Raw genomic sequence first — 26,068 nt, 5'->3', positions numbered from 1 at the left:
CCCCGCCCTAGTGCGGGGGCTTTTCTCTTGAATAAATCGCGAGCTGCGAGTGCAATTGTGTCTTTTCAAAATAAGATACATTGTTTTTTCGTTTTTGCTTGCAATAGGCAGAACTATTAGATATAATAACTAATGTTGTTTGTGACTGTGCGATGATGTGAGAGGTTACTGACACACCCGGCCCCTTTGCCATGGGAGGGATGTCGGAAAATTTTCACGGAGTATGTCCGATACCAAATTGGGCGATAGAAGGAGGGACTAAAATGGCAAAGCAAAAGATTCGTATTCGTTTGAAAGCTTACGACCACAGAATTCTTGATCAATCCGCTGAGAAAATTGTTGAAACAGCTAAACGTTCGGGCGCAGGTGTATCCGGACCAATTCCGCTGCCAACTGAAAAACAAATCATTACTATTCTCCGTGCGGTACACAAGTACAAGGATTCCCGGGAGCAGTTCGAAATGCGCACACATAAGCGTCTGATCGACATTGTTAACCCGACTCCACAAACTGTGGATGCCTTGATGCGCTTGGACCTGCCGTCCGGTGTAGATATCGAAATTAAATTGTAATTTGTGATTAGGAAAAGAAAAGAGGTGTCAACATGAAAGGTATCTTAGGAAAAAAACTCGGAATGACTCAAGTGTTTACCCCTGAAGGTAACGTACTTGCTGTTACAGTTATCGAAGCGGGCCCTTGTGTTGTTCTGCAAAAGAAAGATCTGGAAAACGATGGATACGAAGCTATTCAACTCGGTTTCTCTGATAAAAAAGAAAAAAGATCCAATAAACCTGAAGCAGGACATGCGAAAAAAGCAAATACTGCACCTAAGCGCTACGTTCGTGAACTTCGTGGCATCGACCTTGCTGCGTACGAGGTTGGCCAAGAACTGAAGGCTGATGTCTTCACAGAAGGCGAATTCGTTGACGTAACAGGTATTTCTAAAGGTAAAGGTTTTGCCGGCGTTATCAAGCGTTGGGGACAAAGCCGCGGACCAATGGCACACGGCTCGCGTTACCACAGAGGTCCAGGTTCGATGGGCTCCATTCAAGCTAACCGCGTTCCTAAAGGTAAACACCTGCCAGGACACATGGGGCATGAAACGGTAACGATCCAACGCCTTGAAGTTGTTAAGATCGATACAGAACGTAATGTATTGCTCGTGAAGGGCTCCATTCCAGGACCTAAAAACAGCTTCGTTAAAGTATTAGAAACGGTGAAAAAATAAACAACTGAAGAAAGGAGGAACACGAAATGCCAAAAGTAGCACTTTTTAATATTAGCGGCAGCCAAGTTGGCGAAATTGAATTGAACGACGCAGTATTCGGTATCGAACCGAATAAACACGTTCTTCATGACGCTGTTGTTATGCAATTGGCTTCCCTGCGTCAAGGTACTCACAAAGTAAAAGGACGTTCTGAAGTACGTGGTGGCGGACGTAAGCCTTGGAAACAAAAAGGTACTGGCCGCGCTCGTCAAGGTTCGATCCGTGCGCCGCAATGGGTTGGTGGCGGTACTGTATTTGGTCCGACTCCACGCAGCTATGCTTACAAATTGCCTAAAAAGGTTCGTCGCTTGGCGATTAAATCGGCTTTGTCTTCCAAAGTGATTGAGAATGAAATCATCGTATTGGACGCTCTTACACTGAACGGACCTAAAACGAAAGAATTCGCAGCCATTTTGAACAACCTTAAAGCTGACCGTAAAGCATTGATCGTAGCTCCTAGCTATGATGATAATGTGGCCCTGTCCGCTCGTAATATTCCTGGTGTGAAGTTTGTAGCCGCAGACGGCATTAATGTTCTTGACGTGCTTGGACACGACAAACTGATCATTACGAAGGAAGCAGTTCAGAAGGTAGAGGAGGTGCTCGCGTAATGAAGGATCCTCGTGATATTATCAAACGTCCGGTTATCACCGAACGTACGGCTGGTATGATGAATGACTTGAAATACGTTTTCGAGGTAGACATTCGTTCCAATAAAGTCGAAGTTAAAAAAGCAATCGAAGCGATCTTTAACGTGAAAGTAAGTAACGTAAACACGCTTCGTGTTCCTGCAAAACCAAAACGCTACGGACGTCATTCCGGCTATACGAGCGAGTGGAAAAAAGCGTTCGTAACGCTGAGCAAAGACAGTAAGCCGCTTGAGTTTTTTGAAACGGTATAATTGAAACTGTAAAGTAAGGAGGGAAACTCAGTGCCAATTAAAAAGTATAAACCGACGTCCCCGGCCAGACGCGCTATGTCTGTATCTACTTTCGAGGAGATCACAACTAATCAGCCCGAGAAATCGTTGCTGGCGCCTCTGAGCAAGCAAGCTGGACGTAATAACCAAGGTAAAATTACGGTTCGTCATCATGGCGGTGGACACAAACGTAAATACCGTATTATCGACTTCAAACGTAACAAAGATGGAATACCGGGCCGCGTTGCTACGATCGAATATGATCCGAACCGTACGTCCAACATCGCACTTATCCACTATGTGGATGGTGAAAAACGTTATATCATCGCTCCTAAAGGCTTGAAAGTAGGGGACGAAGTGGTTTCCGGCGTAGGTTCCGATATCAAAATCGGTAACTCTTTGCCTTTGGAGAACATTCCAGTAGGTACGGTTATCCACAACATCGAATTGAAACCGGGCAAAGGTGGTCAACTCGTTCGCGCTGCCGGTACGGAAGCCCAGCTTCTTGGTAAAGAAGAGAAGTATGTAACAATTCGTTTGACTTCTGGTGAAGTTCGTCGCGTTCTGAAAGTTTGCCGCGCTACAATCGGTTCTGTTGGTAACGAAGACCATGAATTGGTGAAGATCGGTAAAGCCGGACGTAGCCGTTGGTTGGGACAACGTCCTGAAGTTCGTGGTGTTGTTATGAACCCTAATGATCACCCACACGGTGGTGGTGAAGGTCGCGCTCCAATCGGACGTAAATCTCCAATGTCTCCATGGGGTAAACCAACCCTTGGTTACAAAACACGTAAAAAAGGCAAAGCATCTGATAAATACATCGTTCGTCGTCGTACTAAGTAATAAGACGTGCGCTTAAGTTGCACGTTAACATATTAAGGAACGACAACGTTTTAACGAAGGGAGGATTCATACATGGGTCGCAGTCTCAAAAAAGGACCATTCATTGATGGTTACTTGCTGAAAAAAGTAGAGGTTTTGAACGAATCGGACAAAAAAGTCGTGATCAAAACTTGGTCCCGTCGCTCTACAATTTTCCCGCAATTTATCGGACATACGTTTGGTGTATACGATGGTCGTAAACACGTGCCAGTATACGTAACGGAAGATATGGTCGGACACAAATTGGGCGAATTCGCTCCAACACGTACCTATAAAGGCCATTCGGATGACGATAAGAAAACAAGAAGATAATCAACACAGCGTAGTGTTTGAGAGGAGGTAAACTCAATGGAAGCAAAAGCACATGCTAAATCCGTACGGATTTCCGCTCGTAAAGTTAAACTCGTTATCGATTTGATTCGCGGCAAGCAGGTTGGTGAGGCGATCGCAATTCTTCGCCATACTCCGAAATCCGCTTCTCCAGTCGTTGAGAAGCTGTTGAACTCTGCTATTGCAAATGCAGACCACAACTACTCTTTGGACGTGAACAAGTTGGTTGTATCGCAAGTTTTTGTGAACCAAGGTCCTACAATGAAACGGTTCCGCCCGCGTGCAATGGGACGTGCAAGCCGCATCAATAAACGCACCAGTCATATTACTTTGGTGGTATCTGAAAAATAAGGAGGGAAAACGTGTGGGCCAAAAGGTAAATCCAATCGGACTCCGAATCGGTATTATCCGTGATTGGGAATCCAAATGGTATGCAGGCAAAGATTTCGGTGATCTTTTGCTAGAAGACGTTAGAATTCGTGAACATCTGAAAAAAAGATTGAAAGATTCCGCTGTATCCCGTGTTGAAATCGAGAGAGCAGCTAACCGTGTCAACGTAACGATTCACACTGCGAAGCCTGGTATGGTTATCGGTAAGGGTGGTTCCGAAGTTGAAAACTTGCGTAATGAAATTACTAAAATCGCAGGTGGTAAAAAGGTACACATCAATATTTCTGAAATTAAAAATCCTGAGCTGGATGCAATCTTGGTTGCTGAGAGCATTGCACAACAATTGGAACGTCGCGTTTCTTTCCGTCGTGCTTTGAAACAAGCAATTCAAAGAACTATGCGTTCTGGAGCAAAAGGAATTAAAACTCAAGTAGGCGGACGTCTTGGCGGTGCCGAAATCGCTCGTTCCGAAGGGTACAGCGAAGGAACAGTTCCACTGCATACGCTTCGTGCCGACATTGACTACGGTACAGCGGAAGCTCATACAACTTACGGTCGTATTGGCGTAAAGGTATGGATCTATCGTGGAGAGGTTCTTCCTCCAGCTAAGAAACAAGCTCCTCAGGAAGGAGGCAACTAATCATGTTGGTACCAAAACGCGTAAAACATCGTAAGCAACAACGTGGTCATATGAAGGGTCGTGCAAAAGGCGGCACTACACTGAACTTTGGTGAGTATGGTTTACAAGCTACTGAACCTGCATGGATTACTAACCGTCAGATCGAAGCTGCTCGTATCGCGATGACTCGTTACATCAAACGTGGTGGTAAGGTTTGGATTAAAATTTTCCCTGACAAACCAATTACTCAGAAGCCTCTTGAGGTTCGTATGGGTAGTGGTAAAGGTAACGTAGAAAAATGGGTTGCAGTAGTGAAACCAGGTAAGATCATGTTCGAACTTGCTGGTGTTCCGGAAGAGATTGCTCGTGAAGCAATGCGTCTTGCCGCTCACAAACTGCCAATCAAAACTAAGTTTGTGAAACGTGAAGAATTGGGTGGTGAAGCAAATGAAGGCTAGTGAATTTCGCAACCTAACCACTGCTGAAATTGAACAAAAGATCTCTGGGTTCAAAGAAGAACTCTTTAACCTTCGTTTTCAACTCGCTACCGGTCAGCTTGATAACCCGACTCGGATCGGCGATGTACGTAAGGAAATTGCTCGTGCTAAAACCGTGATCCGTGAAAGAGAACTTGGGATTAGCTAAGATATCAGACCGGGTGGAGATTCCGCCTGTAATTAGGAAGGAGGCCAACAATGAGCGAACGTAATGCCCGTAAAGTGTTAGTCGGTAAAGTAGTCAGCGATAAAATGGACAAAACGATTGTGATTGCTGTAGAAACTTACAAAAAACATGATCTCTACCATAAACGCATTAAAGTAACAAAGAAATTCAAAGCTCATGATGAAAACAACACCGCACAAATCGGTGATACTGTTAAAATCATGGAAACTCGTCCTTTGTCCAAAGACAAAAACTGGAGACTGGTCGAAATCGTTGAAAAAGCTGTTATAATCTAATGTAGTGTAGTTTTTCCGAAAGGAGGATAAATAAATGATTCAACCATTTACACGTTTGACTGTAGCTGACAATTCCGGCGCGAAGGAACTGATGTGTATCCGTGTGCTCGGTGGTACGGGACGTCGTACAGCTCAAATTGGTGACCTGATCGTTTGTTCCGTAAAACAAGCAACACCAGGCGGCGTTGTCAAAAAGGGTGATGTAGTAAGAGCGGTTGTCGTTCGTACTAAACGTTCTATCCGCCGTAAAGACGGTTCCTACATCGGATTTGACGAGAACGCAGCAGTGGTCGTTAAAGAAGACAAGAGCCCACGTGGTACTCGTATTTTCGGACCAGTTGCTCGCGAGCTTCGTGACAAGGACTTCATGAAAATCGTTTCCTTGGCTCCGGAAGTGATCTAAATTCACCTTAAAATGTGCCCGTAGGAGGTGTACTAAATGCCAAAAGTGAAAAAAGTTCTGGAATCCCATAACAACAAGCTGCACGTCAAAAAAGACGATACTGTTCTGGTGATTACAGGTAAAGATAAAGGTAAAAAAGGTCGCGTTATCGCTGCTTACCCTCGTCAAAACCGTGTGCTTGTGGAAGGTGTTAACATGATTAAAAAACACCAAAAGCCTAATCAGCTGAATCCACAAGGCGGCATCATCGAGAAAGAAGCTCCGATTCACGTTTCCAACGTTATGCACATTGATCCGAAGAGCGGAAAAGTAACTCGTGTTGGTTACAAAGTATTGGACAACGGAAAAAAAGTGCGCATTGCAAAACGTTCTGGCGAAGTGATCGACTAATTATTTTTTAATGAAAGGAGGTCTATGATTCATGGCAACAACAAGAATGAAAGAGCGTTTCTTGAAAGAAATCACTCCTGCCTTGATGCAGAAGTTCAGCTATACATCGGTAATGCAAGTGCCTAAAATCGAGAAGGTTGTAATCAACATGGGTGTTGGCGACGCAGTCCAAAACTCCAAAGTGCTTGATTCGGCTGTGAACGACATGCAGTTGATCGCTGGTCAAAAACCAGTAATCACTCGCGCAAAAAAATCTATTGCAGGTTTTAAATTGCGTGAAAACATGCCGATCGGTGTAAAGGTAACACTTCGTGGTGAGCGTATGTATTACTTCTTGGACAAATTGTTCAATATCACGCTTCCTCGCGTACGTGACTTCCATGGTGTTTCAACAAAAGCTTTCGATGGACGTGGTAACTACACGCTTGGTCTGAAAGAACAATTGATCTTCCCGGAAATCGAGTACGATCAAGTTGATAAAGTTCGTGGTATGGACATCGTTATCGTAACGACTGCCAAGACTGACGAAGAGTCCCGTGAGCTTCTGACTCAGCTGGGCATGCCTTTCGCAAAGTAATGTTGGCATATCGTTTCGGGCGTCTGATATAAAAGACACCCTGTTCTCCGAAACTATTTAGGAGGTGTCAGGCTAAGTGGCAAAAACTTCAATGAAAGTCAAACAACAACGCACACCAAAGTTTAAAGTTCGTGCTTATACTCGTTGCGAGCGTTGTGGTCGTCCACATTCGGTGCTGCAAAAGTTTAAGATCTGCAGAATTTGCTTCCGTGAATTAGCTTATAAAGGCCAGATTCCTGGCGTGAAAAAAGCAAGCTGGTAAAAAGTCCTGTTTGGGAAGGAGGTTTATACACAATGACTATGTCTGATCCAATTGCAGATATGCTTACTCGTATTCGTAACGCGAACACAGTTCGTCACGAAACAGTAGAAATGCCTGCATCTACAATGAAAAAACAAATTGCCGACATCCTGAAACGTGAAGGATTCATTCGTGATGCGGAATTTGTTGAAGATAGCAAACAAGGGATCATCCGTGTTTTCTTGAAATACGGTGCAAACAACGAACGTGTTATTACAGGTTTGAAAAGAATCAGTAAACCAGGTCTTCGCGTTTACACGAAGAGCAATGAGATTCCACGCGTTCTGGGTGGACTCGGAATCGCGATCATTTCGACATCCAAAGGTATCATGACCGACAAAGAAGCGCGTCAGTCTAAAGCCGGCGGAGAAGTGGTTTGCTACGTTTGGTAAGATAACGTTTAAAAGATAGGAGGTGCAACAGATATGTCCCGTATTGGTCGTAAGCCAATCACAGTACCAAGTGGTGTTGACGTAACTTTGAACAACACAGCGATCACAGTTAAAGGTCCTAAAGGAACATTGACTCGTGAGCTTCATAAAGACATGTCCGTTACTGTGGAAAACAATGAAATCAACGTAATTCGTCCTTCGGACAACAAACTTCACCGCTCTTTGCATGGAACAACCCGCAGCGTTGTCAACAACATGGTAAGTGGTGTAACTGAAGGATTTTCAAAATCTCTGGAGCTGGTTGGGGTCGGATATCGTGCAAGCAAATCCGGAGATAAAATCGTTCTGAACGTTGGATACTCTCATCCGGTTGAAATCACACCGGAAGCGGGCATCGAATTCGAAGTTCCTTCGAACACTAAAATCATCGTTCGCGGAATTGATAAAGAGCGTGTAGGTGCCTACGCTGCTAAAATTCGTTCCGTTCGTGAACCTGAGCCGTATAAAGGTAAAGGGATTAAATACGAAGGCGAGCGCATCATTCGTAAAGAAGGTAAAGCCGGTAAGAAGAAATAAGTTTCTTACCGACTTTGTGCGGTCTTTCTACCGGAAAGACTTCGTACTTCTTTTTTACCCAGTGCGTCTTAGTATAAAGCTTTAAAAGGCAAACTGAAGGGAGTGAAAACTTAAGATGATTACAAAACAAGATAAAAATAAAGCACGTGTCAGAAGACATCTGCGTGTACGTAAGAAAATCGAAGGTACGGCTGTTCGTCCTCGTCTGAACGTGTTCCGTTCTTCCAAACATATCTACGCACAATTGATTGATGATGTAGCTGGTGTAACATTGGTATCTGCATCCACTATGGATAAAGAACTGAGCAGTGAAATCAAAAGCGGCGGTAGCGTAGAAGCAGCTCGTAAGGTTGGCGAACTCGTTGCTAAACGTGCAAAAGAAAAAGGTCATGCTAACATTGTATTTGACCGTGGTGGATACTTGTATCATGGACGGATTCAGGCTTTGGCTGATGCTGCTCGCGAAGCAGGCCTTGAATTCTAAGACATTTCTCAAAAGGAGGTTAACGACTTGCGTGTAGATCCGAACACTTTGGAACTGACTGAAAGAGTAGTAAATATTAATCGCGTAGCTAAAGTTGTCAAAGGCGGACGCCGTTTCAGCTTTAGTGCTCTGGTAGTAGTAGGCGACGGTAACGGCTGGGTAGGCGCTGGAATCGGTAAAGCTGGCGAAGTACCTGATGCGATTCGCAAAGGTATTGAAGATGCTAAGAAAAACCTGGTTCACGTTCCACTCGTAGGAACAACTATTCCTCACCTTGTTACAGGTAAGTTCGGTGCTGGCCGGGTTCTGTTGAAACCGGCATCGGAAGGTACTGGAGTTATCGCTGGCGGTCCGGTTCGTGCTGTACTGGAACTTGCTGGTGTAGGTGATATCTTGACAAAATCTCTGGGTTCTTCGAATTCCATGAACATGGTCAATGCGACACTGGAAGGTTTGTCCCGCTTGAAACGCGCTGAAGAAGTTGCAAAATTGCGCGGCAAATCCATCGAAGAGCTGCTGGGCTAAGGAGGGAATGTCATGGCGAAATTAGAAATTACCCTCGTTCGTTCGTTGATCGGTCGTCCTGGTACTCAAAGAACGACTGTTAAAACGCTCGGCTTGCGTAAAATCAACCATAAAGTAATTCAACCCGACAATCCAGCGATTCGCGGGATGATTAATCAAGTTAGCCATTTGGTTTCTGTTAAAGAAATCGAGGCTTAAGAAATAAAGCATTTTAACAATAATCAAGGAGGTGCAACGAACGATGAAGTTACATGAGCTTTCCCCAGCTCCAGGCTCCCGCAAAGAACGTAAACGTTTGGGTCGTGGTCCTAGTAGCGGTACGGGTAAAACTTCTGGTCGTGGTCATAAGGGTCAAAACGCTCGTTCCGGCGGTGGTGTACGTCCGGGCTTCGAGGGTGGTCAAAACCCACTGTATCGTCGCTTGCCTAAACGCGGTTTCGTAAATCCTACTCGTAAAGAGTATGCGGTTTTGAATATCGAAGATTTGAACAGTTTTGCAGCAGGTACAGAAGTAAGCCCTGAGTTTTTGCTGAACAATGGCATTGTGAAAAACGCGAAATCCGGAATTAAAATTCTGGGTAACGGTGAAATCACTGTGAAATTGACAGTTAAAGCGAACAAGTTCTCTCAATCTGCGGTAGAGAAAATTGAAGCTGCCGGCGGTAAAACCGAGGTGATCTAATGTTCAAGACCCTGAAAAATATATGGCGGGTTGAGGATCTTAGAACCCGAATCCTGTTTACCCTGTTTATACTGTTTGTATATCGTATTGGCTCCTTCGTGCCGGTTCCCGGCGTGAATAAGCAAGTCTTTACTTCTCAGGATCAGGCAGGAAGCGAGTTGTTTGGACTCCTTAACACCTTCTCAGGGGGCGCTTTGTATCAGTTCTCGATCTTCGCCCTCGGGATTATGCCATATATTACAGCGTCCATCATTGTACAGTTGCTGTCAATGGACGTTATTCCGAAACTTGCGGAATGGGCTAAACAAGGAGAGCATGGTAAAAAGAAGTTGGCTCAACTTACACGGTATGGTACGGTAATACTGGGCTTGATTCAAGCATTCGGAACGTCGATCGGCTTTAACCGACTGTATGGTGCAGCGATGATTCCAGGAGCCACTTTTGCAGATTATCTGGTAATAGCTATTGTGCTTACAGCAGGAACTACGTTCCTTATGTGGCTAGGTGAGCAAATTACCGAAAAGGGAATCGGCAACGGTATCTCTATCGTTATCTTTGCAGGGATCGCGGCAGGTATTCCAAGACATATTCGGACGGTTGTAGAATCCCAGTTTATTCAGGCAGATCAGCTGTTTATGAATATTCTGAAGGCAATTATTATTGCCTTGGTGATTATTCTGATTATTGTGGGTGTTATCTACATCCAGCAAGGTATTCGGAAAATCCCGGTACAATACGCCAAACGTGTAGTTGGTAACAAAATGTACGGTGGCCAGAATACGCATATTCCGATGAAAATTAATGCGGCAGGCGTTATTCCGGTAATCTTTGCGGTATCATTGCTGCAATTCCCGACAATTATTGCGAGTTTTTGGGCAGATCATGCTTGGGCGAAGTGGATTACCACTTACTTGTATTATGACAAGCCGCTGGGTATGGTTTTGTATGTCGTAATGATTATCGGTTTCACATTCTTCTATACCTTTGTACAGATGAATCCGCAGCAAATGGCCGACAACATGAAGAAAAACGGCGGTTATATTCCGGGAATTCGCCCGGGTAAAGCCACGGAGAAATACCTGACACGAGTAATGTCACGTTTGACAATGACAGGAGCTTTGTTCCTGGCAGTCATATCCGTATTGCCGGTATTCTTCGGTTCGCTTTCGGGCTTGCCTCGTTCCGTGCAAATTGGCGGTACTTCATTGCTCATCATTATCGGTGTAGCATTGGATACGATGAAGCAGATTGAAAGCCAACTGATCAAACGCCATTACAAAGGCTTCATCAACAAATAGGCAACAGGTTCCGGCTTAGGATGTTCGCATACTTACCGGCACCTTTTGTGCTGTTTCTTGTGTAGGGGTCGTCTTGAGGAGTGACAGATTGTGAATATTTTAATCATGGGCCCTCCGGGGGCTGGTAAAGGTACACAAGCAGATGTCATTGTGAAGGAATTCGGCATTCCTCATATCTCGACAGGTGACGCGTTTCGCCTGGCGATGAAACAGGGAACACCTATTGGCATTAAAGCCAAGGAATATATCGACAAGGGTGAACTTGTTCCGGATGATGTAACGATTGGCATCGTTGAAGAGCGGCTGCAACAGCCGGACTGTAAGAAAGGTTTCTTGCTGGACGGTTTTCCAAGAACTTTGGCTCAGGCTGAAGCCTTGGATCAAATTTTGGGTCGTTTGGATACGAAGCTTGATGATGTCATCAACCTGAAAGTGGATCGTGACAAATTGTTGGTACGAATCACAGGACGGCGAGTTTGCAAAATCTGTGGAACTAGCTATCATGTTGTCTTTAATCCTCCGAAGGTTGAAGGCATTTGCGATAAAGATGGCGGGGAGCTCTATCAGCGCCCTGACGATAACGAGGATAGCGTAAGAACACGACTTGACGAATATAGTAATAAAACAGCACCACTCCTCACGTTTTATGAGAACCAGAATCTTCTGCGTCATATTGACGGAGAACAGGATATTGATGTGGTTTCCAAAAATATCGTGTCCTTGTTGCGGGGTTAGCTGTAATGATCATTTGCAAGTCGGGGACGGAATTAAGCTTTATGAGGAAAGCTGAGAGAGTGGATACGGAAACGAATCATTTCTTGGTGGAACACATCGAGCCCGGTATGACGACCGGTGAACTTGATCATTTAGCTGATCGGTATATTCGCAGTCAAGGAGCTGTGCCGTCTTTTAAAGGTTATAACGGTTTTCCTGCCAGCATTTGCGCTTCAGTCAACGAACAACTGGTGCACGGATTTCCCGGCAAACGCAAGTTAAACAAAGGCGATATCATCGCGAAGACTCGCCAGTTTACAATGTCGCATGCCATTCGGCAATATATTGAGAATCCAAACCGTGGTATTCCCGAGCAGGGGCCGAGGCTGAAAACCGGCATGGTGCTGGCTATTGAACTCATGGTTCATATAGGTTCTCGCCATGTGGGGGCGCTGGAAGACAACTGGACGGTCGTAACGGTGAACGTGGCCTCTCGTGCTCGTAACGAGCAAGCGGTGGCGGTCACAACGGACGGCATGGACATTTTCACGAAACTGAGTGCGTAGGTGATTTGAATGATTCAGCAAGGAAACCTGCAAATCGGTCAGCTGGTGAAGATTCTGAAAGGCAGAGATGTCGGACAGATTGCGGTTGTCGTTTCTATAGCGGACAGCAGGTTTGTATATATTGCGGATGGGGACAAACGAAAGTTTGATCAGTCGAAGAAGAAAAACGTTCTTCATCTGATGCCTCAGCCCAAGATTAGTAGCGAGGTTGTAAACAGTTTAAACGAAAGCGGTCGGGTGACAAATGGAAAGCTGCGTCATGCAGTGAAAACTTTCTTGGAGTCGTCCGAATACCAAGCTGAAGAGAAAGGAGACTGACTTTGGCCAAAGAAGATGTCATTGAGGTTGAAGGTACGGTAATCGAGCCACTGCCGAACGCTACGTTCAAGGTAGAGCTGGAGAACGGTCATCAAATTCTTGCACATGTTTCCGGAAAACTGCGGATGCACTTTATCCGTATTTTGACAGGCGACAAGGTGGTTGTACAGTTATCGCCTTACGATTTAACTAAAGGCCGTATTACGTACCGCAAGTAATTCATGCAGGTTTAATTAAACGTACGTCATTTTAAAAAAACTTGTTTTGCTCGGCAAAACGATGTGAATGTTCACGAAGCGAGTTTTACCAGGGTAAAGCTTGGAGGAGGTAATCAACATGAAGGTAAGACCTTCTGTAAAACCTATTTGCGAGAAATGCAAAGTCATTCGCCGTAAAGGGAATGTAATGGTTATTTGCGAAAATCCGAAACACAAACAAAAACAAGGTTAATAGAAGGGGGTGTAGCGTAAAATGGCTCGTATAGCTGGTGTGGATTTGCCACGTGACAAACGCGTTGAGATCGCCTTGACTTACATTTTCGGAATCGGTAAAACGACTTCTCAGAAAATTTTGAAGGAAACAGGCATCAGTGCAAACACGCGTGTTCGTGATTTGACTGAAGATGAAGTGAGCAAATTACGTGAAACGATCGACAAAGAAGTTAAAGTAGAAGGCGATCTGCGTCGTGAAATTTCCTTGAATATTAAACGTCTGACTGAGATTGGCTGCTACCGTGGTGTTCGTCACCGTCGTGGATTGCCTGTTCGCGGACAACGTACTAAAACTAATGCTCGTACCCGTAAAGGTCCTCGTCGGACTGTAGCGAACAAAAAGAAATAAGAAGGGAGGATAACATTCAATGGCTAAACCGAAAAAAGTTGTACGTACAAAACGCCGTGACCGTAAAAATATCGAGACTGGCGTGGCACACATCCGTTCCACGTTCAACAACACGATCGTTACGATCACAGATCCACACGGTAACGCAATCTCTTGGGCCAGCTCAGGCGGCATGGGATTCCGTGGTTCCCGTAAATCTACTCCATTCGCAGCTCAAATGGCCGCAGAAACAGCTGCTAAAGCTGCAATGGAACACGGCATGAAGACTGTCGAAGTCATGGTTAAAGGACCAGGCGCAGGACGCGAAGCAGCAATCCGCTCTTTGCAAGCAGCTGGACTGGAAGTTAACCTGATTAAAGACGTAACTCCGGTACCTCATAACGGATGCCGTCCTCCAAAACGTCGTCGCGTCTAATGAGATTTCTCCTCTGCGTGTAGTATAAATCCGGCACAAACTGCCAAGAATGGATGTTTAGGCATACTGCATGATAGACTATGGATAGGTGAATGTTTCATATAGGAGCGACGTTTTGAAGGAGGGATATTGCAGTGATAGAAATCGAAAAGCCGAAAATTGAGACGGTAGACGTCAATGATGATGGCACCTATGGAAAATTCGTAGTAGAACCGCTGGAACGCGGGTACGGTACGACGCTGGGAAACTCGCTTCGCCGTATTCTGTTATCCTCATTACCGGGGGCAGCAGTCACATCGGTTCAGATCGATGGAGTTTTGCACGAATTTGCAACGGTTCCCGGTGTGAAGGAAGACGTAACGGAGATCATACTGAACCTGAAAGCTTTATCGCTTAAAATCCACTCGGATGAAGAGAAGGTACTCGAAATCGATGCGGAAGGCGAAGGAGTTGTAACGGCAGGAGATATCCGTGCGGACAGTGATGTGGAAATTCTTAATCCGGATCTTCACATTGCTACGCTCGGACCGGGTTCGAGACTTCACATGCGTATTTTCGCCAATCGCGGTCGCGGTTACGTTAAGCAGGATCGGAATAAACGTGATGACCAGCCGATCGGCGTCATTCCCGTCGACTCCATCTACACTCCGATTTCACGCGTGAACTATGGCATAGAAAATACGCGTGTCGGCCAGGTTACGAATTATGACAAGCTGACACTTGAGGTTTGGACTGACGGAAGTATCCGCCCTGAGGAAGCAGTAAGCCTTGGAGCAAAAATTTTGACCGAGCATGTGATGTTGTTCGTGGGTCTAACCGACGAAGCAAAAGATGCGGAAATTATGGTCGAAAAAGAAGAAGACAAGAAAGAAAAAGTTCTTGAAATGACGATCGAAGAGCTGGATCTCTCCGTCCGTTCCTATAACTGCCTTAAGCGCGCTGGTATCAATACGGTACAAGAACTCACTACTAAATCTGAAGAAGATATGATGAAGGTCCGCAACCTGGGCCGCAAATCTTTGGAAGAAGTACAAGAGAAGCTCGAGGAACTTGGTTTAGGACTTCGTACGGAAGAATAGTACAGCAACGTTTTTGTGAAGGAGGGGAAACTACATGGCATACCAAAAATTGGGCCGTAACTCCAGTGCCCGTAAAGCTTTGTTTCGTGATTTGGTAACCGATTTGTTCTTGTACGAGCGTATCCAAACTACTGAGGCTAAAGCGAAAGAAGTTCGTTCTATTGCTGAAAAACTGATCACCAAAGCGAAAAAAGGAGATCTGCACGCACGCCGTCAAGTGGCTGCGTTCGTTCGCCGTGAAACTTTGGATGGTGAGCAGGATGCAATCCAAAAGCTGTTTAGCGAATTGGCTACACGTTACACCGAGCGTCCAGGTGGATACACTCGTATCCTGAAATTGGGACCTCGTCGTGGCGATGCCGCTCCAATGGTATATCTGGAACTGGTTGACCGCGCGTAAACAGGCGAAGATGAGGGAAGGGTGGACAGAATCAGCTTGATTCTGAACAACCCTTTTTTTCTCTTGGAGGAGTCCTTGAGGGGCTTCTCCTTTGTTATGTACGGTTATTCCTTATAAGGCCAGTGAATACCCCGCAAAGGTGTGAGAGACATGCGGAACTTGTGCATGAAGGTGAACTATGACGGAACCCGCTATGATGGCTTTCAGACGCAGCCCAGTGGTAATACCATTCAGGACTATCTTGAAAATGCTATTTACTCATTGACGGGCGAACGTCTAAAAATCACAGGCTCAGGCCGCACAGACGCAGGTGTACATGCATATGGACAGGTATTCAATTTTCATACTGAATCACCGATCCCGATACAGCGCTGGTGTCTGGCACTCAATGCCTGGCTGCCTCGTGATATCATCGTTACGGATGCGAAAGAGGTGCCGTTGTCCTTTCATGCACGCCGTATGGCGAAGCGGAAGACGTATCGGTACAGCATTAATGCGAACCGATTTCCGGACATCTTTCACCGTCGTACACAGGCACATCACCCGACGAGTTTGGATATACGAGCGATGGAGGAAGGGCTGGCCCATTTGATCGGCACTTTTGACTATACATCGTTCGCATCCCGACGTTCCCAGAAAACGAACCATGTCCGTACAATTTACGAAGCCTACATGACGGTAGACCATTCCTTTTCACGTCCGGGTTCGGATGATCAGGGAATTATTCATACGTATATTACTGGCAGCGGTTTTTTGCAGCACATGGTTCGGATCATTATGGGGACTTTGCTGGAAGTGGGAGAAGGCAAAAAATCGGCGGATGATATTCCTTCCATTTTGGAGGCTAAAAATCGCTCAAAGGCCGGTCCTACGGCTGTTGGACATGCTTTAACCCTCTGGAATGTGGAGTACGACGAAAACATCAAAAAACATTGATTTTACCCTTGCAGAATTGATGGTTATCCTGTAATATAAAAGTTGTGTTTTCTTAATGGCTTTCCCACAGCCCCAATTAAGACGATCACTTTCAAACAACATCTAATCCATCAATAATGCAGCAACTTAACGAACGAAGATAAATGATGATTTCTGTTAACGAACTTAAGGAGGAAACTTTTCATGCGTACTACGTATATGGCGAAGCCAAATGAAGTTGAGCGCAACTGGCACATCATTGATGCCGAAGGCAAAACGCTCGGCCGTCTGGCAAGCGAAGCGGCTGCGTTGATTCGCGGCAAACACAAGCCACAGTTTACACCACATGTGGACACAGGTGATTTTGTTGTTGTAATCAATGCGGAGAAAATCGTATTGACTGGTAAGAAAATGGAGAAGAAGAAATACTACCGTCACTCCCTGCATCCGGGTGGTCTGAAAGTAACGGTTGCACAAGACATGGTTAAGAACAAACCTGAGCGTATGCTGGAACTGGCTGTTCACGGTATGCTTCCTAAAACTCGTCAAGGCGAGAAAATGAAGCTGAGACTTAAAGCTTACAAAGGCGCAGAGCATCCACATGCAGCACAAAAACCTGAAGTTTACGAACTTCGCGGATAATTAAAAGGGAGGACAGTTTCATGGCACAAGTACAATACTATGGGACAGGTCGTCGTAAACATTCGGTAGCTCGTGTTCGTCTCGTACCGGGTGAAGGACGCATTGTCATCAACAAGCGTGATATTAATGAATATTTCGGTTTGGAAACACTCAAACTGATCGTAAAACAACCATTGAACCTGACTGAAACAGTGGGTAGCTATGACGTACTTGTTATCGCTCATGGTGGTGGTATCTCTGGTCAAGCGGGCGCAATCCGCCACGGCATTTCCCGTGCTCTGCTGAAAGCAGATCCGGAATTCCGTCCAGCTTTGAAAAAAGCAGGCTTCCTGACTCGTGACCCACGTATGAAAGAACGTAAAAAATATGGCCTCAAAGCCGCTCGTCGTGCTCCACAGTTCTCGAAACGTTAATATTTCGAATACAGAAGAACCTTTTCCTTATGGAAAGGGTTCTTTTTTTGCTGTTATAAATATTTTTTGAAAATATCCACATGTGGATAAGTGCTATAGCTGCCCTAACTAGAACGTTTGATTCGTCCTCAACCCTTCATGTAACCAGATAGTAAAGTGTAGGAGTGAATTATAAAGCCGTATGGGTACAAAATAACCGCCTTGATTGCAAGGAACACTCGAAGTTGTCCACGTTGTGATCAGAGGCAGTTACGTTATGCATAATTTTATTTGTTTTTTTAACTCAGTTTATCCCGTTATGTTCATAACCTGTGACTAAATACAACAAGAAGTGAATACTTAACATACTTCCGTATAATCGTCTTAGCTTAGCGCAGTTACACGTCTATAGTTCGGTTTCCACATGAGTTCACGAAGCGACTGTTCTATATGATCTGTTTGGACACTGGCTGTACCGTCCTGTATAGCTGCTTTGGCCACGGCTAAGGCTACAGCAAAGGATACCTCTTTCAGCTTGTGTACACTGGGGAGAAGGGCGCTTCCGGGTTTAGTGCTGTCCACCATCTCGGCTACAGCATTTGCAGCGGCAGTAAACATACTTCCAGTGATCGTCTTGGCCTGTACTGCAATCGCGCCAAGCCCCAATCCTGGGAACACAAATGCATTGTTCGATTGTCCAATCTCATAAACCGTCCCTTCATAGGTGACAGGCTCAAAGGGGCTTCCAGTAGCGATAAGCGCCCTACCTTGTGTCCAGCGGATCAGATCCTCTGGAATTGCCTCTGCGAGCGCTGTAGGGTTAGACATAGGCATAATGATAGGCCGTTCAACGTGGTTAGCCATTTCTTTTATAATTTTCTCTGAGAAAGCCCCGTGGACACCTGAGGTGCCGATCAGTATAGTAGGCTTAATCTGACGAATGACCTCAAGCAGAGTAATTTTACCGTCATCGGACCGTGCCCATGAACGTACTTCGTCTTCGGAACGTAGATAGGGCTTTTGAAAATCGAATATATTCTCCATCCCCTCGATTAACAGCCCTCGGTAATCATAAAGCCAAAAACGTTGGCTATTTTCTTTCTCAGATAGTCCTTGCTTCATCATAGCATCTCGAATCTGGTCGGCATTTCCAATCCCTGCAGCACCGGGGCCAATCTTTTCCTTTGAGCGGAGTAGCGAGCGAACCGTCTTCGTTGACGTAAAAAGCTTCCATTCAAGCAAACCTTCTTTCTTTGACTAATTACTTTTAGTTGCCAAGTAACTTTAGGATCATTCCCAAATGAACTGTATAAGAATATTTTATATAAAGTCAATGAACCTGGTCGGATACGAAGGATAGGGTTATAGAATGCTGACAGAACAACGATCCTGCTAATTTCAGGCTTAAAAATGGTTATCTCAGGCCCACATACTGTGGATTGACAATGAATATGAAAGTTTTATACTTTATTTATTCTTATTAGTTTAGTCGGCTTTTGGAATATGGCACTTATTTATGAATCTTCAGACGGAGGCGCATTAATAATGAACTTATTGGAGAAAGAAGCATTGATTAAGGTCAAGGCAATTGAGCTGGAAGAGGCTACGCCCGAGGAAATTATCCAGTATGCTGTTCATACATTCCCCAATCTAACCTTTGCTTGTAGCTTTGGGGCGGAGGATGTAGTGCTTGTAGATATGCTGCAAAAAATTAGTCCCTCCAGTGATGTTTTTTATTTGGACACTGACTTTCATTTTCAAGAAACTTACGATACGCGTGATCAGATGAAGGAAAAATACAACATGGATTTTGTGCGGGTATCTCCCTTAATTACTCCGGAAGAGCAAGCGGCTAAGCATGGAGAAGAGCTTTGGAAATCAGATCCCAACACATGCTGTGGTATACGTAAAGTAGAGCCGCTAACACGTATTTTATCGCAATACGATGCATGGATTACTGGCATTCGCCGAGATCAGGCTCCTACCCGTGCAAATGCAAAAAAGATTGAGTATGACGAAAAGTTCGGTCTCGTTAAATTCAATCCTTTGGCAAGCTGGACATCAGAGGACGTGTGGAACTATATTCATACGCATGAAGTGCTGTATAATCCGCTACATGATCGTAACTATCCCAGCGTCGGTTGTGAGCAGTGCACGCGTGAAGTCCTTCCGGGCGAAGATCCTCGTGCTGGACGCTGGTCAGGTAATGAGAAAACGGAGTGTGGACTCCATCAATAACGATACACAATTAGCTGTGAATGGCATTTATGAACAGAAAGGAAGTGCATTATGACTGCAATTCTCCCGCATGGTGGAACGCTTATAGATAGAATCATTACAGGTTCAGAGCAAAAAACACTTTTGCAGGCCGCCCGTGAATTGTTTCCTATCCGTGTAAATTCGTGGACTATTTCCGATCTGGATTTGATTGGAGTGGGGGCATTTTCTCCGCTGACAGGGTTTATGAACGAAGCCGACTATCGGTCAGTGGTAGCGGATATGCGTCTTGCCGATGGCACAGTCTGGAGTATCCCCATTACGCTTGCGGTTACGGAGAGCATAGCCGGGGAACTGACATTAGGGCAACAGGTCGCTCTAGTGGGCGAAACGGACGGTACCATTTATGCTGTACTTGATATTGAGAGTATATATCAGGTTGATCAGGCAGAGGAGGCCAGACGTGTATTCAAGACGAATGATCCGGCGCATCCTGGTGTCAATAAACTTTTGGAGCGACCAACTACTTATGTAGGGGGATCTGTACAGGTATTGAATCGGCCAGAACCCGCGCAATTTGGTGAGTTTTATTACACACCGGCGCAGACGCGCAATCATTTTGCTGAAAAAGGCTGGAAAACAGTAGTAGGATTCCAAACGCGTAATCCCGTACACCGGGCGCATGAGTATATCCAAAAAAGCGCGATGGAGATTGTAGATGCGTTATTTCTGAATCCGCTCGTTGGTGAAACCAAGTCAGATGACGTTCCAGCAGATGTGCGGATGAAGAGCTATCTGGTGCTGCTGGACAACTATTATCCGGCTGACCGTACTTTTCTGGGTGTGTTTCCTGCTGCCATGCGATATGCTGGTCCGAGAGAGGCCATTTTTCATGCGATTGTGCGGAAGAACTACGGTTGTACCCATTTTATTGTAGGAAGGGACCATGCGGGTGTAGGAGACTATTACGGCACATACGAAGCACAGGACATTTTCAGAAACTTCACACCTGAGGAACTGGAGATCATCCCGTTGTTCTTCGAACACAGCTTTTATTGCACCCGATGTGGAAATATGGCCTCTAGCAAAACATGCCCTCATCCCAAGGAACATCATTTGACGCTTTCAGGCACCAAAGTTCGGGAATTGTTACGTTCGGGGGTTTGTCCGCCGCCTGAATTTACACGACCGGAAGTCGCCCAAGTGTTGATTGAAGGTATGAAAGAATTTGTTCATTCCTGAGTTGTACTATTTACACGCCTCGTCCCATATAGATCATTAGTATCTGTATAGGGACGGAGGCGTTTTGTTATGCAAAAAAATAATCGTAAACACGAGGTTACACTGTGGATTCGCTATCGGACGCTGAAAAAAATACTGCTGGGCTGCTGTCTCGCCGTTCTGTTTATCACGCTGGCTCTATATGAGATACCTGCTTCGAGAGCCTGGACCCATTGGAGTCTTCCGCTTACTGGTAAAGTAATTGCCATAGATGCAGGACATGGAGGGCCCGATGGAGGGGCTGTCAGCAAAGAAGGTGTCATTGAGAAGGACATTAATCTGGCGATTGCCTTTTTTTTGCGAGATTATTTGCAACAAGCAGGAGCCGTTGTCGTCATGACTCGGGAGGCTGACCGTGATCTGGCACAGCAAGAAACCAGGGGCTATGCGAGAAGAAAAACGGAGGACCTGAAGCAGCGTGTACGCATGATTGAGGAACATAAAGCGGATCTCTTTTTAAGTATTCACATGAACAGCGTCCCGTCGAGCCGCTGGAGTGGAGCCCAAACCTTTTACGTCCCTAATCATGCGGATAACGAAAATTTGGCCTCCCTCATTCAGGAGGAGATTAAACGCAACCTGGAGAACACAAACAGAGTGGCCAAGACGGTGAATACGGTATATTTGCTCAAGGCCCTCAAAATGCCATCAGCCCTCGTAGAAGTCGGCTTTTTATCCCATCCAGAGGAAGCCAGACGACTGAGTGACGAGACCTATCAGAGACAGGTGGCGGCAGCAATATACAAGGGATTGTTGCGTTATAGCGCTGGAGAAAAGAGGTCATCGTCAGCACCTGAGGTCAGATAGTGGTATACTGTAAGTGTTTACAACTACGTAAATTCATTGAAGCAGAGGTGCTGATTATTCATGCAATCCAGAGAGCAAGTTATAGAGCTACTTCAACAGGTACGAGAGCCTCACACGGGTCATCGTTTGGTCGATCTTCATTTTATTCGGGATGTTGTTATTAAAGAGGATCGTGTATCCTTGACCGCGATTAGTCTGAACCCAGAGGAAGGGGCGAGGGTAGAGCTGGAGAGGGAAATCAGACAGACGTTGGAAGGAGCGGGGCTGAACCATATTCATATTCGTATCCGTGAAGCGTCTGAGCATGAAAGATCCGCCATTCACACGGGAGAGAATGCGGAGGAAGTGGCTGACCCGGTTTTGACCAAGGGACATGCTGTTGGTATGGAAGAACATGAGCTGCTGAATCCGGCATCTGGCGTACGATTTATTGCGATTGCCAGCGGAAAAGGGGGTGTCGGTAAATCGACGGTGGCTGTAAATTTAGCGGCTGCTTTGGCTAGACAGGGCAAACGTGTGGGTTTGATTGATGCTGACATTTATGGATTTAGCGTACCGGATATGATCGGAGTCGAGGACGTTCCTACCGTAGAAGACGGTATTATTCAGCCGGTGGAGCGATTTGGCATCAAGATTATGTCTATGGGCTTTTTTGTCAGGGAGAACAACCCCGTGATTTGGAGAGGTCCCATGCTGGGAAGAATGCTCAGACAGTTTTTTAGCGATGTGGAATGGGGCAAGCTGGATTATATGATTCTTGATTTACCACCGGGAACCGGGGATGTAGCGCTTGATGTACACCAGATGATCCCTCAGAGTGAAGAAATTATTGTGACTACCCCTCATGCCACGGCAGCCTTTGTCGCCGCACGTGCAGGAGCAATGGCGCTCCAAACGGATCATAAGGTCATTGGCGTTGTGGAGAACATGTCCTATTATGTATCCTCTACCGGAGAGAAGGACTATGTTTTCGGCCGTGGAGGTGGGGCTATGCTGGCGGACACCCTTCATACAAAGCTGCTGGCGCAAATTCCGCTGGGTATTCCAGATAACCATCCGTCAGAGGCGGATTTCTCACCATCTGTATATAAATCCGAATCGGCAACGGGAGCGATCTATAACGATATCGCCACTCAAATTACGACGCTACACGCCGAATCTGAATAAGAAAAAAAGGCTGGTTGCTGAACCAGCCTTTTTATTATTGACCTCCTTGTCCGCCGCTGCTATCACCACTACCGCCACCTTGTTTTTCACCGCTTGATCCGTCTTGACCACCACTTTTTTTCTCAACCTTGGGTTGAAGCTCTTCTTGTACGACAGTTTTGAGTAAATTCATGACCTCAAGTCGGAAAATAGGATTCTGCATCGCATCGTGCATAACCGTCATAGATTGTTTGCGGTATTCAGGGGTTTTAGTTAAATCCATATACATTTTGGTCAGTTCTGGAGATTTGAGCATCGCTTCAATAGATTTTTGATAAGAAGGGTCTTTAATAAGTTGCATATGAAGTTGCTTACTTTGGCTGTTGATGGCCTTGGCAAATTCACCGGCAAAGCGCGGATCAGTCATAATTTTTTCGATTTCCTTTTTGTATTCCGGAGAAACCAGGGTATCCTTGACTGCGATTTTCATCTGTTCTGCTGACTGTGTGGGCATAATCATTTTCATCCCCATACTGCCGCCGCCGGAACCTCCCCCAGATCCACCGCTTTCGCTGCCTTGACCGGATTGCCCTTCTTTGGAGGAGCTGCTTTCTCCCGTCAAAGCCTCCTCCACTGCTTTTTTCCCGTCATCGCTTTTTAAAATATCGACAACCATCGTTTTCATTTCTTTATAGCTGTTCTGGGGAGGTGCGGAGCTCTGGTCCGAACCACAGCCGGTCAGCGCAACGCCCAGTACGCATATCATGCTGACTAATCGCAAACGAGTCCAATTCATGGCCGTATTCCTCCTTCATCATGAATGTGGATAGTATGCGAATGGATAAGGTGAAATATGTCGCCTGACTTTTGGTTTTTTGTTGAGAACGTTGTAAAATAACTCCTTAAAGCCCCATGGCCTGATCACGAACCTCTTTGCCTTTTACTGTGCCCTGTTGAAGCAGTTCGGATACAGTTACAAATTCATAACCTTGCGCACGCAATTTGTCGATAATGACGGGCAGCGCTTCATGAGTTTGTTTACAGGAATCACTGGCATGCAGAAGAACAATGTCGCCGGGATGTGCTTTCTTCACAACACGGTCAATAATGACCTGAGTACCTGGGTTTTTCCAATCTAAAGAATCCGTGTCCCACTGGATTGTTTTGTAGCCTAAAGTGCTGGCGACCTGAAGAACCCTTTTGTCGAAATCACCATTAGGCATACGGATCAACTTCGGCGGCTGCCCGGTCAGCTCAGTCAACGTGGTGTGGGCTGTTGAAATCTGCTTACGAATGTCCTCATCACTTAGACTGCTGTAATTTTCATGTTTATGTCCATGGCTGCCGATCTCATATCCGCTGTCTTTAATCCGATTCACAAGCTCCGGATGCGTTTTACTCCATGGGGAAGAAAGAAAGAAGGTGGACTTGGTCACTTTTTTGTCCTTGAGAACCTTTAGGATGGGTTCAGTACGCTTATCTCCCCAACTAATGTCAAAGGTAAGAGCGATCAGCTTTTTGTCTGTGGGTACACTATAAATGGCCGCTGGTGCTTCCTCGGAAAAAACGGTAACATTATCGGTTTCAACATAAATAACCCCAATAGCGAAAATGGCCGCCGCTGCTACGATAAAGAACCGTTTAATTTTTTTGCCGTTCAGTACATAGAAAAAAGAATTCATGGTTAATAACGCCCCTTTCATCATAGAAGTGCTTGTTTACTTAAAGCTATGCCTGGGGTTGTCAATTATGCCATTGGACTAACAGGAGGGATTGATCTGATGGGATTAAAAGCATTTCTTCACGATTTACACACTACAAGACGGTTGATTTTAGTTTCCGCATTTCTGTTTTGCATAAGTATTCTGGTGGGTTGGTTAAGTACAGGCGCTATTCAATCCATATTGGCTCAACAAATGGCAGGGTTGGGGGAAGTGGCTCAGCGTTTACAACAGTCTGAACATCCTCAATGGAGCTTTTTTGTGTTCATCTTTTTCAATAATGCGATCAAGTGTGTGCTGGTTATATTTATCGGGTCTTTATTTGGAATCGTACCGATTGTATTTTTGATTATGAATGGGATGGTTTTGGGGTTTGTCGTACACTTACAGACGGATATGGGCAGAAGCTTGTATGAGGTTATTGTAAAAGGACTGCTTCCGCATGGTGTGATTGAATTACCTGTTTTAATTATCGCCTGTGCTTTCGGTTTGAAGTTTGGGGGGCAAGTAATGTCCTCGATCAGTGCAGGCATAGGTTTGAAACGAAAAGGGCTTGCCCAAACGTGGGAGCTCTTTATGAAACAGACGTTGAGGGTGTCTATATGGTCCGTTGTTCTGCTGCTTATTGCAGCTGCAATTGAGAGTGGAATAACATATCGTTTAATGTCACATTAAAATATTATGGTCGGTTATTTATATTTTTCCTGAAAATTGAACATAACAAAGGGGAGAGCCCAAAGAGAAAACATGGAATTAAATCCGAATAAGTTTGAAACCTTAGCAGTTGAGTTTAAAAACAGGTAAAGACTGGAACAATAGTTGGGCAAATATAAGCACTATATAATAAGCTGATAAGGGAGTATGGTCATATGCTGGGAATGCTGTTTAACGAAAAAGAATGCAAGGAACTGGATTATGTTCTTCGTAAGGAACTTGATGAAATGCTGCTTGATATGAGCGATACCCGATTGGATCAGGATATTCGTTATGCGATAGCGCTTCGGTATAAAACAGTTTTCCGCATGTACGCCCGCTTTGCACCCGCCAAGGAACTATCCAAATATGCCCGTAGAGGGCGCGTCCCGCAAACCAAACAATAAAAGATATAAGAGCCAACTTATAAATCCAGAGATATCAGGAAGTTAACTCTTAAGAAGTTTATACTTTCTGATATCAAAATAAGTATTGACTCTATTTAGGATTCATGGTAAATTAATTTTCGTTCCTTTTTGAGGAATTTGCTCGAAAAAAAGAAATTTAAAAAAACTCTTGCAAATCTCAAAAAGTAATGATATATTATAAAGGTCGCCACTGAGACGCGGTGATGAAACAAAGTAAGAACGAAAGCAAGAGAACAAGAAGGTTTGATCTTTGAAAACTGAACAACGAGTGAGTACGGATTTTGCTTGCAAAATCCAACGTTGAGATTTTGGTACATGCCGTCAGGCTGTATAAAATGGAAGCGAACAATGAGATATTTTATCTCGTCAGTTTCAAAATGAGCACATCGCTCTTTCTATAAACCGACTTCGGTTGGTCTTTAATGGAGAGTTTGATCCTGGCTCAGGACGAACGCTGGCGGCGTGCCTAATACATGCAAGTCGAGCGGGGTTGTTTTAGA

42 protein-coding genes, 1 rRNA gene and 1 pseudogene are annotated in these 26,068 nt (G+C 45.2%); 41 read left to right on the top strand and 3 right to left on the bottom strand.

Features of this window, described 5'->3' with window-relative positions; all coding sequences use genetic code 11:
• Positions 1-263 precede the first annotated feature (263 nt).
• The 34 genes from rpsJ to rpsI all read left to right on the top strand — a co-directional run bounded on the left by rpsJ (position 264) and on the right by rpsI (position 17,296).
• Positions 264-572 carry a 30S ribosomal protein S10 gene (rpsJ, locus tag ABH897_RS25895; protein ID WP_005544556.1) on the top strand — a complete coding sequence of 103 codons (309 nt, stop codon included), beginning with the start codon at positions 264-266 and terminating at the stop codon, positions 570-572.
• Positions 573-604: 32 nt separating this feature from the next.
• Positions 605-1,228 carry a 50S ribosomal protein L3 gene (gene rplC, locus ABH897_RS25890; protein ID WP_013312161.1) on the top strand — a complete coding sequence of 208 codons (624 nt, stop codon included), beginning with the start codon at positions 605-607 and terminating at the stop codon, positions 1,226-1,228.
• A gap of 26 nt (positions 1,229-1,254) precedes the next feature.
• Positions 1,255-1,878, top strand: coding sequence for a 50S ribosomal protein L4 (gene rplD, locus ABH897_RS25885; RefSeq protein WP_013312160.1), 624 nt, complete (start codon positions 1,255-1,257; stop codon positions 1,876-1,878).
• Complete coding sequence (gene rplW / locus ABH897_RS25880) at positions 1,878-2,168, top strand: 50S ribosomal protein L23 (protein WP_013312159.1); 291 nt, start codon at positions 1,878-1,880, stop codon at positions 2,166-2,168. The genes rplD and rplW overlap by 1 nt, the downstream gene beginning before the upstream one ends.
• A 30-nt stretch (positions 2,169-2,198) precedes the next feature.
• Positions 2,199-3,029 (top strand): 50S ribosomal protein L2, encoded by an 831-nt coding sequence (gene rplB / locus ABH897_RS25875; protein WP_134912313.1) that lies wholly within the window; start codon positions 2,199-2,201, stop codon positions 3,027-3,029.
• A gap of 72 nt (positions 3,030-3,101) precedes the next feature.
• Positions 3,102-3,380, top strand: a complete 279-nt coding sequence (gene rpsS / locus ABH897_RS25870; RefSeq protein WP_044647210.1) for a 30S ribosomal protein S19 — start codon at positions 3,102-3,104, stop codon at positions 3,378-3,380.
• Between the two features lie 36 nt (positions 3,381-3,416).
• Entirely contained in the window at positions 3,417-3,749 is a 333-nt protein-coding gene (rplV, locus tag ABH897_RS25865) for a 50S ribosomal protein L22 (protein WP_013312157.1), read from the top strand.
• A gap of 13 nt (positions 3,750-3,762) precedes the next feature.
• On the top strand, positions 3,763-4,428 hold the full coding sequence (gene rpsC / locus ABH897_RS25860; RefSeq protein ID WP_044647211.1) for a 30S ribosomal protein S3: 666 nt from the start codon (positions 3,763-3,765) through the stop codon (positions 4,426-4,428).
• Between the two features lie 2 nt (positions 4,429-4,430).
• On the top strand, positions 4,431-4,865 hold the full coding sequence (gene rplP / locus ABH897_RS25855) for a 50S ribosomal protein L16 (RefSeq protein ID WP_007432576.1): 435 nt from the start codon (positions 4,431-4,433) through the stop codon (positions 4,863-4,865).
• Positions 4,855-5,052, top strand: coding sequence for a 50S ribosomal protein L29 (gene rpmC, locus ABH897_RS25850; protein ID WP_014278310.1), 198 nt, complete (start codon positions 4,855-4,857; stop codon positions 5,050-5,052). Before rplP ends, rpmC begins: the two co-directional genes overlap by 11 nt.
• A 50-nt stretch (positions 5,053-5,102) precedes the next feature.
• Complete coding sequence (rpsQ, locus tag ABH897_RS25845) at positions 5,103-5,366, top strand: 30S ribosomal protein S17 (RefSeq protein ID WP_007432574.1); 264 nt, start codon at positions 5,103-5,105, stop codon at positions 5,364-5,366.
• A 34-nt stretch (positions 5,367-5,400) separates the two neighbouring features.
• Entirely contained in the window at positions 5,401-5,769 is a 369-nt protein-coding gene (gene rplN / locus ABH897_RS25840; RefSeq protein WP_007432573.1) for a 50S ribosomal protein L14, read from the top strand.
• Between the two features lie 36 nt (positions 5,770-5,805).
• Positions 5,806-6,159: a 50S ribosomal protein L24 gene (gene rplX / locus ABH897_RS25835; protein WP_013312155.1), complete on the top strand. Its 354-nt coding sequence runs from the start codon at positions 5,806-5,808 to the stop codon at positions 6,157-6,159.
• A 31-nt stretch (positions 6,160-6,190) separates the two neighbouring features.
• Positions 6,191-6,736: a 50S ribosomal protein L5 gene (gene rplE / locus ABH897_RS25830; RefSeq protein ID WP_014278309.1), complete on the top strand. Its 546-nt coding sequence runs from the start codon at positions 6,191-6,193 to the stop codon at positions 6,734-6,736.
• Between the two features lie 76 nt (positions 6,737-6,812).
• Positions 6,813-6,998: a type Z 30S ribosomal protein S14 gene (locus tag ABH897_RS25825; RefSeq protein WP_013312154.1), complete on the top strand. Its 186-nt coding sequence runs from the start codon at positions 6,813-6,815 to the stop codon at positions 6,996-6,998.
• A 32-nt stretch (positions 6,999-7,030) separates the two neighbouring features.
• Positions 7,031-7,429, top strand: coding sequence for a 30S ribosomal protein S8 (gene rpsH, locus ABH897_RS25820; protein ID WP_014278308.1), 399 nt, complete (start codon positions 7,031-7,033; stop codon positions 7,427-7,429).
• Between the two features lie 33 nt (positions 7,430-7,462).
• Entirely contained in the window at positions 7,463-8,005 is a 543-nt protein-coding gene (gene rplF / locus ABH897_RS25815) for a 50S ribosomal protein L6 (protein ID WP_014278307.1), read from the top strand.
• A gap of 115 nt (positions 8,006-8,120) precedes the next feature.
• Entirely contained in the window at positions 8,121-8,489 is a 369-nt protein-coding gene (gene rplR / locus ABH897_RS25810; RefSeq protein ID WP_010348806.1) for a 50S ribosomal protein L18, read from the top strand.
• 27 nt (positions 8,490-8,516) lie between these two features.
• Positions 8,517-9,014 carry a 30S ribosomal protein S5 gene (gene rpsE / locus ABH897_RS25805; RefSeq protein WP_013312151.1) on the top strand — a complete coding sequence of 166 codons (498 nt, stop codon included), beginning with the start codon at positions 8,517-8,519 and terminating at the stop codon, positions 9,012-9,014.
• Positions 9,015-9,026: 12 nt separating this feature from the next.
• Complete coding sequence (gene rpmD / locus ABH897_RS25800) at positions 9,027-9,212, top strand: 50S ribosomal protein L30 (protein ID WP_014278305.1); 186 nt, start codon at positions 9,027-9,029, stop codon at positions 9,210-9,212.
• 43 nt (positions 9,213-9,255) lie between these two features.
• Positions 9,256-9,696 carry a 50S ribosomal protein L15 gene (gene rplO, locus ABH897_RS25795; protein ID WP_013312149.1) on the top strand — a complete coding sequence of 147 codons (441 nt, stop codon included), beginning with the start codon at positions 9,256-9,258 and terminating at the stop codon, positions 9,694-9,696.
• Complete coding sequence (secY, locus tag ABH897_RS25790; RefSeq protein ID WP_025685931.1) at positions 9,696-10,994, top strand: preprotein translocase subunit SecY; 1,299 nt, start codon at positions 9,696-9,698, stop codon at positions 10,992-10,994. Before rplO ends, secY begins: the two co-directional genes overlap by 1 nt.
• A gap of 90 nt (positions 10,995-11,084) precedes the next feature.
• Complete coding sequence (locus tag ABH897_RS25785; protein WP_134912318.1) at positions 11,085-11,729, top strand: adenylate kinase; 645 nt, start codon at positions 11,085-11,087, stop codon at positions 11,727-11,729.
• Positions 11,730-11,734: 5 nt separating this feature from the next.
• Positions 11,735-12,274, top strand: coding sequence for a M24 family metallopeptidase (locus tag ABH897_RS25780; protein ID WP_149096346.1), 540 nt, complete (start codon positions 11,735-11,737; stop codon positions 12,272-12,274).
• Positions 12,275-12,283: 9 nt separating this feature from the next.
• Positions 12,284-12,592: a KOW domain-containing RNA-binding protein gene (locus ABH897_RS25775; RefSeq protein ID WP_134912322.1), complete on the top strand. Its 309-nt coding sequence runs from the start codon at positions 12,284-12,286 to the stop codon at positions 12,590-12,592.
• 2 nt (positions 12,593-12,594) lie between these two features.
• Positions 12,595-12,810, top strand: a complete 216-nt coding sequence (gene infA / locus ABH897_RS25770) for a translation initiation factor IF-1 (RefSeq protein WP_006212898.1) — start codon at positions 12,595-12,597, stop codon at positions 12,808-12,810.
• 118 nt (positions 12,811-12,928) lie between these two features.
• Positions 12,929-13,042 (top strand): 50S ribosomal protein L36, encoded by a 114-nt coding sequence (rpmJ, locus tag ABH897_RS25765; protein ID WP_003333770.1) that lies wholly within the window; start codon positions 12,929-12,931, stop codon positions 13,040-13,042.
• A gap of 21 nt (positions 13,043-13,063) precedes the next feature.
• Complete coding sequence (gene rpsM, locus ABH897_RS25760) at positions 13,064-13,432, top strand: 30S ribosomal protein S13 (protein WP_007432560.1); 369 nt, start codon at positions 13,064-13,066, stop codon at positions 13,430-13,432.
• A gap of 19 nt (positions 13,433-13,451) precedes the next feature.
• Positions 13,452-13,847 (top strand): 30S ribosomal protein S11, encoded by a 396-nt coding sequence (rpsK, locus tag ABH897_RS25755; protein ID WP_013312144.1) that lies wholly within the window; start codon positions 13,452-13,454, stop codon positions 13,845-13,847.
• A 134-nt stretch (positions 13,848-13,981) separates the two neighbouring features.
• A complete protein-coding gene (locus tag ABH897_RS25750; RefSeq protein ID WP_014278300.1) occupies positions 13,982-14,926 on the top strand; it encodes a DNA-directed RNA polymerase subunit alpha in 945 nt (314 codons plus the stop codon).
• Positions 14,927-14,960: 34 nt separating this feature from the next.
• Positions 14,961-15,326, top strand: a complete 366-nt coding sequence (rplQ, locus tag ABH897_RS25745; RefSeq protein ID WP_013312143.1) for a 50S ribosomal protein L17 — start codon at positions 14,961-14,963, stop codon at positions 15,324-15,326.
• 150 nt (positions 15,327-15,476) lie between these two features.
• Positions 15,477-16,262, top strand: coding sequence for a tRNA pseudouridine(38-40) synthase TruA (gene truA / locus ABH897_RS25740; protein WP_025685927.1), 786 nt, complete (start codon positions 15,477-15,479; stop codon positions 16,260-16,262).
• 183 nt (positions 16,263-16,445) lie between these two features.
• A complete protein-coding gene (gene rplM / locus ABH897_RS25735) occupies positions 16,446-16,883 on the top strand; it encodes a 50S ribosomal protein L13 (RefSeq protein WP_014278298.1) in 438 nt (145 codons plus the stop codon).
• A 20-nt stretch (positions 16,884-16,903) separates the two neighbouring features.
• On the top strand, positions 16,904-17,296 hold the full coding sequence (gene rpsI / locus ABH897_RS25730; protein WP_013312140.1) for a 30S ribosomal protein S9: 393 nt from the start codon (positions 16,904-16,906) through the stop codon (positions 17,294-17,296).
• 363 nt (positions 17,297-17,659) lie between these two features.
• Here rpsI and maeA read toward each other — a convergent pair.
• Positions 17,660-18,448, bottom strand: a pseudogene (gene maeA / locus ABH897_RS25725) (oxaloacetate-decarboxylating malate dehydrogenase); the annotation flags it as partial.
• A 372-nt stretch (positions 18,449-18,820) separates the two neighbouring features.
• Between maeA and ABH897_RS25720 the strand changes: the two are divergent.
• The 4 genes from ABH897_RS25720 (at position 18,821) to ABH897_RS25705 (ending at position 22,747) form a co-directional block, all read left to right on the top strand.
• A complete protein-coding gene (locus tag ABH897_RS25720; protein ID WP_044647216.1) occupies positions 18,821-19,513 on the top strand; it encodes a phosphoadenylyl-sulfate reductase in 693 nt (230 codons plus the stop codon).
• A 51-nt stretch (positions 19,514-19,564) separates the two neighbouring features.
• Entirely contained in the window at positions 19,565-20,734 is a 1,170-nt protein-coding gene (gene sat / locus ABH897_RS25715; protein ID WP_283653462.1) for a sulfate adenylyltransferase, read from the top strand.
• Between the two features lie 69 nt (positions 20,735-20,803).
• Complete coding sequence (gene cwlD, locus ABH897_RS25710) at positions 20,804-21,580, top strand: N-acetylmuramoyl-L-alanine amidase CwlD (protein ID WP_283653461.1); 777 nt, start codon at positions 20,804-20,806, stop codon at positions 21,578-21,580.
• Between the two features lie 60 nt (positions 21,581-21,640).
• Positions 21,641-22,747: an Mrp/NBP35 family ATP-binding protein gene (locus tag ABH897_RS25705; protein ID WP_283653460.1), complete on the top strand. Its 1,107-nt coding sequence runs from the start codon at positions 21,641-21,643 to the stop codon at positions 22,745-22,747.
• 34 nt (positions 22,748-22,781) lie between these two features.
• Here ABH897_RS25705 and gerD read toward each other — a convergent pair whose 3' ends face one another.
• Both gerD and pdaB read right to left on the bottom strand, forming a co-directional pair.
• Positions 22,782-23,522, bottom strand: a complete 741-nt coding sequence (gerD, locus tag ABH897_RS25700) for a spore germination lipoprotein GerD (protein ID WP_044647220.1) — start codon at positions 23,520-23,522, stop codon at positions 22,782-22,784.
• Positions 23,523-23,628: 106 nt separating this feature from the next.
• Positions 23,629-24,408: a polysaccharide deacetylase family sporulation protein PdaB gene (gene pdaB, locus ABH897_RS25695; protein WP_283653459.1), complete on the bottom strand. Its 780-nt coding sequence runs from the start codon at positions 24,406-24,408 to the stop codon at positions 23,629-23,631.
• A gap of 99 nt (positions 24,409-24,507) precedes the next feature.
• Here pdaB and ABH897_RS25690 point away from each other — a divergent pair, with 99 nt between their 5' ends.
• The 3 genes from ABH897_RS25690 to ABH897_RS25680 all read left to right on the top strand — a co-directional run.
• Positions 24,508-25,122, top strand: coding sequence for a stage II sporulation protein M (locus ABH897_RS25690; protein ID WP_283653458.1), 615 nt, complete (start codon positions 24,508-24,510; stop codon positions 25,120-25,122).
• Positions 25,123-25,316: 194 nt separating this feature from the next.
• Entirely contained in the window at positions 25,317-25,547 is a 231-nt protein-coding gene (locus ABH897_RS25685) for a hypothetical protein (RefSeq protein ID WP_013312131.1), read from the top strand.
• Positions 25,548-25,987: 440 nt separating this feature from the next.
• Positions 25,988-26,068, top strand: a 16S ribosomal RNA gene (locus ABH897_RS25680); the annotation flags it as partial.

The sequence above is a fragment of the Paenibacillus sp. RC73 genome, assembly GCF_044908085.1.
Lineage (GTDB): Bacteria > Bacillota > Bacilli > Paenibacillales > Paenibacillaceae > Paenibacillus > Paenibacillus terrae_A.
Note: the sequence above shows the minus strand (reverse complement) of the source record. Positions and strands in the feature narration are given on the sequence as shown.